The sequence below is a fragment of the Streptomyces sp. NPDC051315 genome, from assembly GCF_044455165.1.
Taxonomy (GTDB): domain Bacteria; phylum Actinomycetota; class Actinomycetes; order Streptomycetales; family Streptomycetaceae; genus Streptomyces.
Genome location: NZ_JBITEN010000001.1, coordinates 313,130 through 323,625 on the forward strand (window position 1 = coordinate 313,130; position 10,496 = coordinate 323,625).

Genomic DNA, 10,496 nt, shown 5'->3' on the forward strand with positions numbered 1-10,496 from the left:
TCGTGCCGCTCCACCTGCCTCCGCCCGGAACGAACGGAGACATCCGACTCATCCGCACCTCGCTGCCACTGCTGCGCGAGGACCCTCAGGACTGCCCGCGCGGCAACGCCCTGCGCGCCAGGGCGCTGCTCGGTCAGGTTCCGCCGCGCCCGCGGGGCAAGCCCGTCGAGGACTTCGCCCTCGGGCCGGTCATGAGCGTCTTGGACGCGATCGAGCACGAGGGAGAAGACGTCGACAGCGTCTTGACCCGACTTCCGAGAAATCAGAAATACCACGCGGGACACGCGACTTGGGCGGAATCAGCCGTTCGGTCCTACCTGCTGGCGCGCACGGCGCGCGAAGCGCAGCGGCGCGGGCTCGGGCGCCCGCCGACCCTGCCGGTGCGCGCCCAGTGGACGGCCATCACTCAGAGCGAGGTCCCGGACGCCCGCGGGGCGATCCGCTACGAGCGCACGGCGTGGGGACGACGGTACGCGTCCGCCGACGGGTCGGAACGTGAGCTGTGGCTGCTGTCCGTGAATTCCGTCAAGGGGGATCGGCCACCCGCGGAGACCGCAGAGGCGGCGGCCGTGGCATTGACGGGCATCCCTTCCCAGTCGGCATTCCGGGACATCTTCCGTCCGGCGCCCGGCAGCACCGTCCGCCCGCAGCGCGTCCGGATCATCGGCATCGGCTGCGGCAGCGGCGATCACGACGTGCTGGCCGACTGGGACGCCGACGAGGTCGAGCGGCGGTTCACCGAGCACGCCAAGCCCGTGCTGCGCCGGGTGATCGAGGACGACCGGCTCAACCCCGGCTCCAGCTGCACGCGCTGCGAAGGTCTGGTTGCTTGCGAGCAGCCGCCCCGTGCTCCCGGCGTTCTCGGCGTCCCCGGGCCACGCCGCCCCCGCATCCGCCGCTCCGTGTCCGCGAGCGACCTGCGCGTCCATGCGCGCTGCCCGGCACAGTTCCACCTCACCCGCGTACTGCACCTTAAGTCGGGGGATCCGGAGAGTGAGCCGATCCGCAGGGGACGCGCGGTCGACGAGTGGCTCAACCTCCGCCACGAGAACGGATGCTGCCGCACGGCGCCCCTCCCGGACACTCTTCCCGGCCTCTCCCCCGCCGAACTGCCGACCGCCATCGCCCTGCTCGCCGAACACCAGCAGGCCTGCCCTCTCGACGGCCTGCCGTCCGACGAGGTCGTACGGGTGCAGCCACGCCTGACCGCGTACGACCCGGAACTGGACGTCGTCCTGATCGCCGACCCCGACCTCCTGTACACCCGCTCCGGCGGCTGGATCTGGCACGAGACGAAAACGGCTGCCAAACCGCCCTGGGAGGGCCGCGCGTTGCTGGAGACGTACCCGCAACTCGCCTTCGCGGTGCTGATGATGTCCGCCGGAGTGCCCGGTGGTGATCCGCGCCGGTCGCTGATCGAGCTGGAGGTGCTGTACCTGGACGCGAAAGGGACCGGGAAGTCGCGCTGCGAGGAGATCGATCCCGGCGATCCCGACACCCTGACCGAAGCACGCCACATCATCGCCGAGCTCGCCGGTCCCTGGGCGGTGGACGAGACGTACGCGCCGACGCCCAGCGGCCACTGCGGCGGCTGTGACGTGCTCACGCACTGCGCGGCCGGCCGCGCGCACCTGGAGGCACGGTGACCGCGACGACCGGCAAAGGAACGCCGCTGCACGACGCCGACTGGTCCGCCCACCGCGGCATCCCCCTCATGCGCACGCTCGCCACCGCTCTCACGGTGCTCGACGCGGCCACCGGCCCCGAGGCCTACTCTCTGCCCTACCCGCCCGAGGTTCAGCGCGCCCTCGACCGGACGGTGCTGGCCTGTCTGGAGCGCGGGGCCGAGCCTCCGGTGAGCCTTCCGGACCTGATGTCCTGGTGCCGCGAGCGACCGGTGGCGGACTGGCCGGTGGACCTGCCGGCCGAGGCGGCCGGACCGGATGATCTGCTGCTCGACCCGGAGTCCTCGCGTCCCACCGAATTGTGCTACGAGTGGGCGGAGCAGTTCTCGGACAGCGCGCTGGTTCTCTACGACCGTGAGATCATCCGCGCCGCGCTGCGGTTGTGCCGCGAGTATGGCGAGGAGGACGCGTACACCGAGTTCCGGCGGCTCCTGGTCACCCGGCCCGTCCTCACCTCGGCCGAGGAGTGGGCCCTGTCGATGGACCATGTACTCGACCCGGTGAAGGAGCTTCTGAGCCGCATCTACCGCCCCGTCCCGGACAGTTATCTGCGCGGTGACGTCTACGCGACCTGCGGCCGGTGTCTCACCCTGCTGACGCCGCTGCCCGACGGCGGCTGGTGGTGCGAGCGGGACCGCTGCCGCCGCCGGGGCCGGCCACCGGTGGGGCGTCGCATCGCGAAGGAGGAGGTTGGTGAGCTGCTCCAGCTGGCCAGGCCGTTGCGCCAGTTCGTCACCGGTCCTGGCCGCGCGGAGGTGCAGCTGGAAGGGCGGCTCACCGCGCTCGGGCTGAAGGTGCGGATGTGGCCGGCGTACGACGCCTACGACGTGCACGTCACCTTTCCCGACGGCTGGGTGTGGGCGGTGGACGTGAAGGACTGGGCCCACCCGGCGTTCCTGGGGCGGGCCGCCCGGCCGGTGCCGAAGGAGCCCCGTTACGACGAGGCGTTCTGGGTAGTGCCGCAGGACCGTGTCGACGACCGGCCGGGCTACATCGCCACGTATGAGCGCAACCGCCCGGCCGCCGCCCGCCGAGTTCCGTTGCTCACCGACACTCACCTGCTCGCCCGCGCCGAGGACCGGCTCGCGCGCGTCGGCGGGGCCACGCGTAAGGAGGAGACCGGCGATGCGTGACCGCGACAGCTGGCATCACCCGGTCAGCAGGGAGCTCGCCCGCTTGTGGGACGAGGTGCCCGCCGAACTCGGCGACGTGAAGCCCAGCCTGCTGTGTCAGGCGGAACTGGCGCTGCGGATCCTGGAGCACATCGCGCCGCATGAGCCCGCCCGTGGTGCGTACGTCCTGTTCGGCGGATACGAGTTCGCCGGTGCCCGGGGATACGTCTCCTCCCCCGAGCACGAGCTCATGCTCATCGCGGGCCGCCATCTCCTGTGGCACCTGCGCCGCGGCCGCACCTGGGAGCGCACGCTGGAGACCTACCGGGGCCTGCCGGACCGGCTTCGGGCCTATGAGGTGCTCGCGCTCGACCGGCCGGCGCGGCGACGCGAGCCTGCCGTCGCCTCGGACCGGTTCGCCGTGTACGACACCGCCCTTGCGGAGCTGCCTCCGCTGGCCCGCAAGGTCCTGCCCCTCGCGCCGCCCGGCCGTGCCACCTTCGTCGACCGGCGCCGTCCCACCTCCGTGACGCTGCCCGAGGAACTGCGTCCCGACCCCGTTCCCGGTCACGCCCCGGAGGCGGGACGGCCGGGGAAGGGTGCGGCCCTCACGATCAGCCGGGCCGAACTCGCCGAGACCGCCCGCTGGATGGACGCGACGGAGCGGGCGAACGAGATGGATCACCCGGGCCACTGGGAGGATCGCCTCACCGAGCTGCACATCTTCCCGCGCGACGCGGACGGGCTGGGCTTCTCGCAGGAGGGTGATCTCCGGCTCGACGGACTGCTGCACCTGGCCGGCATGGTCGGTGCGGGCAAGTCGACCCTGATGACGCTCCTCGCGGTCTGGGGAGCCCGCCGGACTCCGGCGCTGCGCACCACGCTCGTCGTGGGCGACGTGGCCGAACAGCTGCGTCTCACGGCTCTGTTCCGCGATCTGGGCCTGACCGCAACGCCGGTGCTGGGTCTGACCACCCGGGAGACACATGTACAGCGGCTGCACCGGCGGCTCGCCTCCCGCGGCGTGCACAACCTGCTGGACCACGACGACCCGGGCTTCGACCACCTGAGCACGGTGTGCGTGGTGGACGCCCTGCGCGGCACGGAGGCGGCGCAGCCCCTGCGGTTCGCGGACGCGCCGTGCATCTCGCTCTACCCCCAGAAGAAGCACACGCAGGACGAGAACCCGGACTCCGCCGGGCTGCCCGAGCCCTACCGGCCGGGACAGCGGCGGTCCCCGACCGAGGACGACCGTCCGGCTGAGGTGAAGGGAACGCCGCACGGGTGCCCCCTGTGGTACGTGTGCCCGCGTCACCGTGCGGCCCGGGAGCTGGTCGACTCCCTGATCTGGGTGGCCAACCCGGCGAGCCTCGTGCAGTCGGCCGTGCCGCGCCACCTGGGTGACGAGCGGCTGCGCCACCTGGAACTGGCCTGCCTGCGCAGCGACATCATCGTCGTAGACGAGGCCGACTCGGTGCAGATGAAGCTGGACGAGATCTTCGCGCCCTCGGCGACGCTGGTCTCTCCCGGACCCGAGTCCTGGCTGGACCAGGTGCAGACCCACCGCATCGAGGAGCTGTCCCGGCAGGGTCGGCTGCCGCTCACCGACCAGGAGATCGAGCGCTGGTCCGCCTCACTGACGGTGGTCCACGCCGCCACGGACCGCCTGTACAAGCTGTTGATCTCCGACGCGGATCTGCGCGAGTGGGCCGACATCGAGTACTTCAGCCCCTGGACGCTCCAGGAGAAGCTGCTCGGCTCCTGGTTCGCACAGGACCCCGCTGTCGGCGCTCCGGACGGGGTATCCGACGAATCGGAGCTGTACGAGGCGTACGAGGACGACGCTCCGGAGCCCGAGTCGGCCGGGCCGGAGGTGGATGTCCACCGTGCAGAACTGACCGAACAGTTCGACGACTTCCGGGACGATCCCCTGGGTGGCCGAGGCCCGTACGGCAACCTGACGGATGAACTGGTGCGCCTGGCCCAGGACCTGCTGACCACGCTGTCCTCCTCAGACACGCGCGAGCGCGTCCTCGCTGTGCTGCGCCCGCTGCTCGCAGGCACTCCCGCGTCCGTCCGGGCCCAGGACGAGGCGTGGCTCGATCTGACCGCCCGGCGCCTGGAGTTCATGCTTCTGCTCAGCGCCCTGAACCAGCGTCTCGACCGGCTGGTCTTCCTCTGGCCCCAGGTCGAGGCCGCCCTGCACCTCGACTCGACCGGCAACGAGCTGTCCCGCCGTCCGCCGCTCGACTACGCCCCGCTGGTCCCGGAGGCCCCGATGGGCAATGTCCTGGGCTTTCAGTACCTGCCCGACGAGCGGGAACGCGATGTCGAGGGACGGAGCAGCGGCACCCTGCGCTTCTTCCGGTGCGCGGGTGTGGGCCGCGAACTCCTGTTCTCCCTGCCCGACGTAGGCGCCGACGCGGGCCGCGGCCGCAAGGGACCGCACGTCGTGCTCATGTCCGGCACCAGCTGGGCGGGCACCTCGACACGCGCGCACGTGGTCGCCCAGGTGGGCGCGGTGCTGACACCCTCGCCACGGTCCCTCGAAGCCGTGAGCGAGTCGGAATTCACTACGCACTTCCTCTACGACGACGAGGGCCGCCCCCTGAGCCTGTCGGGCACTGAGCCGAAGGCCCGGCCCGCCGCATGCCGAGCGATGGTCAGCCGGCTCGGCTCCCCCGGCCGGGGCGGCGCCCCGAGCCCGCTGGAGCAGGAACTGGCCAGGGTCGCCGACAGCCGCCGGCGTCGGGCCATCCTCCTGGTCGGCAGCTACAAGGAGGCGCACACCGCGGCGGAGGTCCTGCACCAGATGGAGCGCTGGCACGGCCGCGTCCGTGTGCTGACCGCCGACGACGCCGACCTGGAGCAGGCCGTACGCGGCTCGGCACCGCCCCGGCCGGAGGCGGATCGGGTCACGGTGCTGCGCCGGGGCGACCTCGCCATGTTCGCCCAGGACCCCACGGCGGAGATCCTCGTGGCCCCGCTGATGGCCGTGGAGCGCGGGCACAACATCCTCAACGCCCAGCGCAACGCGGCTTTCGGCACGGCCCTGTTCCTCGCCCGGCCGCATCCGCGCCCGGACGACCTCGCTCTGGCCGTGTTAGCAATCAATGACTGGGCGGCCCGGTTCGCCCGCGACGAACCCGGGCTCCCGCAGGGCACGTTCAGCAAGCTGGCCACGGCCGCGGCGGATCTGGACGCGGCCGGTCTGGCCTTCCGGCACGTGGCGCGCGCCGAGTGGCGCCGGCTGCTGTCCCGCCGCTACATCTACTCCCGCCTGTCCGACCATGAGAAGGCGTCCTTCACGTGGGACCAGTTGGTGACGATCTGGCAGGTCATCGGCCGTCTGGTGCGGGGTGGGGTGCCCGCCCGCGTGGTCTTCGTGGACGCCCGGTTCGCGCCGCGTACGGCCAGGTTGCTGTCACCCGGCGCCGCGGCGGCGCCGCTTCCACAGGAGGACGGCCTGCTGACCGGTCTGCGGGACGTGCTCGCCCCCTACTTCGCGGAGGGCGCCCCGCCGCCCGACTGCCCCGATCCGGCGGACCCTGCGGTCGCCCGGCTGCTGTACGCGCCGCTGTACAAGGCACTGCGCGAGATCGAACACCACACCTGCTGACCCACCCGGAAGGACCCTTGATCATGGCTCGCCCCTACGACTCCATCCGCACCGCAGCCGCACGTCCCGTCTCCTCGGACGCCTCGGTGGTCGAGCGCTATCGCGCACTGCCCTTTCCCGAGGAGTGGACCGGGGCGCTGCTGGCCCTGTGCAACGCGGGCCGTGACAAGCCGCTGGAGACGGTGCCCACGTTCCGTATGGACCAGGTCGTGCAGGCGCTCGCCCCCGACGTCCTGGTGCGGCCCCGCCCCAACCGCCACCGCGGGGAGGGCCGGGACTTCTGGCTGTACGCCCCCGAGGACGTGCCCGATCCGCTGCCCGACGCGGCGCTCAGGGGGCTCCTCGGTGCCTGGCTCAAAGACCTGCGGCCAGAGCCCGATTTCCGTTCGCTATTGTCCGAGACCCGATCGGCGCTGCTGGAGAACCCTCCCCGGTGGCAGGAGGGAGTACCAGTCGAGCTGCTGCGCCACGAGCGGCCCACCGACGGTGGCACGGCCGCTCCGGAACCGCGCCAGTTCCAGCTGTCCACCGACTGGCTGGCCCGGAGGATCCTCGCCCTGGAGCCCTACGACTTCGCAGGCGGGCGGCTGCGCTTCCAGGCAATGCCGCGCGGCCCGATGGACAGAGGCGCCGAACTCGTTTCGCAGGCGCTGGAGTTCGAGGGAAGCCGGGGTTCCGAGTGGTACTCCGTCGTCCTGAACATCACGCTGCAGACGGTCCCCTTCGACCCGCTGCCCCGCCTCCATGTGCACAGCCACATCCGACGGTACGCGACCCGGGTGAGCGCCAGGACGGGGCGGCTGTACCTCCCGTTCGGCCGCCGCACCACGGTGCTGCTGCGGCCGCGCGTGCCGTGGCTGCCCGGGGCGCCGGCGAGCGACCGGTTCGCGGTGGCGCGACTCGCCTGGAGCCGGGGCGGGTACGACTGGGTCGGCGGCGGGCCCGCCGGGATGCTGCGGAGCATGTCCCTCACGGAGTCGTTCCCGGACGCCGACGCCATCCTCACGGACCCGGTCGGCTGGCTGGCGGACGACATGCGTGCGGCGGTCCTGTACAGCACGGCCATGGGCACGCACGAGGTCGGAGCCGGCCTGATGACGGACCAGCGCTCGAAAATTGTGGAGTGGACCCTGCAGGCCCTGCCGGAGCAGCTGGAGCCGGTGCCCGCACTGGTCCGCACCCGCCTGTCGGGCAGCACGCCCGGCAACCCTCGCCAGGAGCCCTCCAAGGAACCAGCAAAGGCCGAGGAGGAGCGCCGGCGCGCGGAGGCCCGGCGGCGCGGCACGGAGTTCGCGCTGCGCCACCTGCCCCAGGATCTCTCCCCGGGTGAACTGCCCACCCTTGAGGCGCGGTTGCTGTGGCAGACCCCCGTGATGCGGGACACCGCGATCAGCGCGCTCGTCGCGCACCTGGATCTCAAGGGCGACGGCGGCGCGCCGACGACCGAGGAGGCCCACGACGGCACAGTGGTCCTGGAGTGGCAGTCCCCCGAACTCACCGTGCGGCTGTGCTGCCGCAGGCTCTCTCGCTCCCTCGGCCAGGACCTCGCCCTGCCTGAGGGGACCCGGCACTCTCGATCCGCAGTCACCGCCGCGATCCGCGACCGCCGCCGGGAGATGGCGGCCTTCCTCACCGAGGAGGGTGCCTCCTCGCCCGCGCCCACGCTCGCCCTGGTGGAGATCGACCGGGCCAAGGACTTCTCCTCCCCGGACCACGACGCGAAGTTCGCGCTGCGGCTGGGCTGCGCGGATGCCGGCGTGCTCACCCAGTTCATGGCCGTGCCGAAGAAGGCCAAGGGTTACAACAGTGAGAAGAACAAGGAGTTCCGCGCGGCGAAGGCCTGGGACGACGGACTGCGGCAGCTGGGTGTGCGGGTCCACCCCGAGCCCAGCCTCGGTGAGCGTCTGCCCGGTGGCCTGCGGTATGCGGCGGTGTGGATGGTGCGCAAGAACCGGCGCAGCCGCACCCGGTGGGCGGGACATGTGCCCGTTGCCGTGCTGGTCACCCCGGATCCGTCCGGTGAGGGGCTGGCCCGGGTGGAGGGCTGGGACGACGAGGCGCGCGCTTGGGTGCCGTACCCGGTGATGCTGCTGAAGCTGACCAGGCAGTGCGAGGTGCCGAAGGACCTCGCCCCCACGGCGCGTGACGGCCAGGCCTCGGTGGCTCGGCCGTCCTGGTGGGCGGACATGGCTCAGCAGCGGCGGGAGACCGAGGAGTGGCTCCAGCGGGTACGCCGCACCCTGCGCGGGACGCCGACCATGCTGCTGGCCCACGGGCAGAACATGCGCTCGCACTGGACGTGGCTCCAGGACGGCACGGTGGTGGCGGACAAGTTCCGCGACGGCCACGCCCCCTCGCGCCGCTTGGATCCGGACCTGCGGCTGGTGCGAGTGCGTACGGCACGCAACCGCGAGACCGCCCAGTGGTGGGGTGTGAACCCTGACGGTCCCAACGGCCTGGCCGCCCACCTGTGGACGGACCCGAGCGCGGACCCCGACAAGGCTCGCGTCTTCTGGTCCACGACGCCCAAGGCCCGCACCTTCAAGCTGTCGGTCGCCGCCGACAAGCTGGCGCCCCGCGTCAACACAAAGGGCAAGGTGACCATCGACACCGACAAGGCGGCCTGGAATCCGGCGCTGGTGGAGGTCGCCGTTCTGGGGTGCCACCCCGGCGACGGCGACGTTCCGGAAGCGCTCGCGCTCGCCGCGCATCAACTGCGGCAGGCTCCCGATCTGCCGGACGCGCTGAGTCTGCCATTGCCCCTCCACCTCGCGGGACTCGCCCAGGAGTACGTACTGCCGACCCAGAACGAGGACAGCGGGGGCGGCGGCGAGGCCATCGACTCCGCCTCCGACGCCGACCCGGACACGGGGGCGGCTCCGGGCATCGAGACAGCTCCCGAGCCGGAGGAGACGGACTGGGAGCAGCTTGCTTTGAGGATCCCGGCGCAGTCCGCGTCTGTGGAGAACCTGCAGGAGACCGAGCCTCGCTGAGGTCCGCTACCGCGCCCCGTCCGCCTCCCTGGCCCACTGGCGGACGGGCCGCGCGTCCGGTGCCATGGGGAATCGGAACGGTCGGCACGGATCCGCCTCGGCCCAGGGCACCAGAGCCTCCTCCGGGTGTCCGGGGGCGGGGAGGTGAGCGGCGAGACGCCGGTAGACCTCACCCGCGTGTGCGGGGCGGTCGCCCGGTTTCTTGGCGAGGAGTTCCAGTACCAGCGTCTCGACGTCCTCCGGGACATCGGACCGCAGTTCCCGTAGCGGTTCGGGCGTGGCCTCGGTGTGCAGGCTCGGCACCATCAGCGGCGACTCGTGCTCGAAAACCGGTCGGCCGGTCAGCATTTCGTGGATCAGACAGCCAAGGGCGTAGAGGTCCGTGCGCCGGTCCACGGGCTCACCCAGCACCTGTTCCGGCGCCATGTACTGGAAGCTGCCGAGCCGTTCACCGGTCGTGGTGAGCTTCTTGGTGTCCCCGTCGAGGATGGCCGCGACACCGAAGTCGAGCACCTTGACGACACCGTCGGTGCGGATGCGTACGTTTCCCGGCTTGAGGTCCCGGTGGACGACGCTCCGGGTATGGGCGGCGGCCAGCACAGAGCAGATCTGCACACCGACGGCGGCGGCCTCCTCCAGGGTGAGCGTCTCGCGTTCCGCGATGTAATCGCCCAGGTCCAGGCCCTGGACGTACTGCATGACCAGGTAGTGCGTGCCCGTTTCGACACCCAGGTCATACACCGCCGCGAGCCCGGTGTGGTCGAGCCGCGCGACCGCCTTCGCCTCGCGCTCGAACCGCCCGGCGTCCTGGACGATCTGATCCGGCGTCAGCCCGCTCGTCGGCGTCATCGTCTTGACGGCGACCGGCCGGCCCAGGTGTTCGTCGTCCGCCATCCACACCTGCCCCATGCCGCCGCGGCCGATGGGGCTCTTGATGCGATAGCGCTTGGCGATGAGCGTTCCGATGTCCATAGGTGACTGAGTGTGCCACTCTCATGCACGGCCAGGAATCACACACCCGAACCTTATACACACCCCTCAACGTTCGCCTATGTTGACTGAGTTCACAAACGATGCTCTCATAGGG

The 10,496-nt window shown here is 71.5% G+C and carries 5 protein-coding genes; 4 read left to right on the top strand and 1 reads right to left on the bottom strand.

Annotated elements, in window-relative coordinates; all coding sequences use genetic code 11:
* The first annotated feature begins 2 nt into the window (after positions 1-2).
* Genes ACIBBD_RS01385 through ACIBBD_RS01400 form a run of 4 tightly spaced genes read left to right on the top strand, consistent with a single transcriptional unit; the run spans position 3 to position 9,409 of the window.
* Positions 3-1,646 (top strand): PD-(D/E)XK nuclease family protein, encoded by a 1,644-nt coding sequence (locus ACIBBD_RS01385; protein WP_399417191.1) that lies wholly within the window; start codon positions 3-5, stop codon positions 1,644-1,646.
* Positions 1,643-2,818 (top strand): hypothetical protein, encoded by a 1,176-nt coding sequence (locus tag ACIBBD_RS01390; protein ID WP_399417192.1) that lies wholly within the window; start codon positions 1,643-1,645, stop codon positions 2,816-2,818. The genes ACIBBD_RS01385 and ACIBBD_RS01390 overlap by 4 nt, the downstream gene beginning before the upstream one ends.
* On the top strand, positions 2,811-6,416 hold the full coding sequence (locus tag ACIBBD_RS01395; RefSeq protein ID WP_399417193.1) for a hypothetical protein: 3,606 nt from the start codon (positions 2,811-2,813) through the stop codon (positions 6,414-6,416). The genes ACIBBD_RS01390 and ACIBBD_RS01395 overlap by 8 nt, the downstream gene beginning before the upstream one ends.
* 23 nt (positions 6,417-6,439) lie before the next feature.
* A complete protein-coding gene (locus tag ACIBBD_RS01400; protein WP_399417194.1) occupies positions 6,440-9,409 on the top strand; it encodes a pPIWI_RE module domain-containing protein in 2,970 nt (989 codons plus the stop codon).
* Between the two features lie 6 nt (positions 9,410-9,415).
* Here the strand turns inward: ACIBBD_RS01400 and ACIBBD_RS01405 are convergent, their stop codons facing one another.
* The gene (locus ACIBBD_RS01405) at positions 9,416-10,381 is read right to left on the bottom strand and encodes a serine/threonine-protein kinase (RefSeq protein WP_399417195.1); all 966 of its coding nucleotides are present in this window, start codon (positions 10,379-10,381) and stop codon (positions 9,416-9,418) included.
* Positions 10,382-10,496 lie beyond the last annotated feature (115 nt).

What these genes read in the sequence shown, in the direction of transcription:
- ACIBBD_RS01400 (WP_399417194.1), top strand. Translation starts at nt 6,440, where the DNA reads ATGGCTCGCCCCTACGACTCCATCCGCACCGCAGCCGCACGTCCCGTC.
- ACIBBD_RS01395 (WP_399417193.1), top strand. Translation starts at nt 2,811, where the DNA reads ATGCGTGACCGCGACAGCTGGCATCACCCGGTCAGCAGGGAGCTCGCC.
- ACIBBD_RS01405 (WP_399417195.1), bottom strand. Translation starts at nt 10,381, where the DNA reads ATGGACATCGGAACGCTCATCGCCAAGCGCTATCGCATCAAGAGCCCC.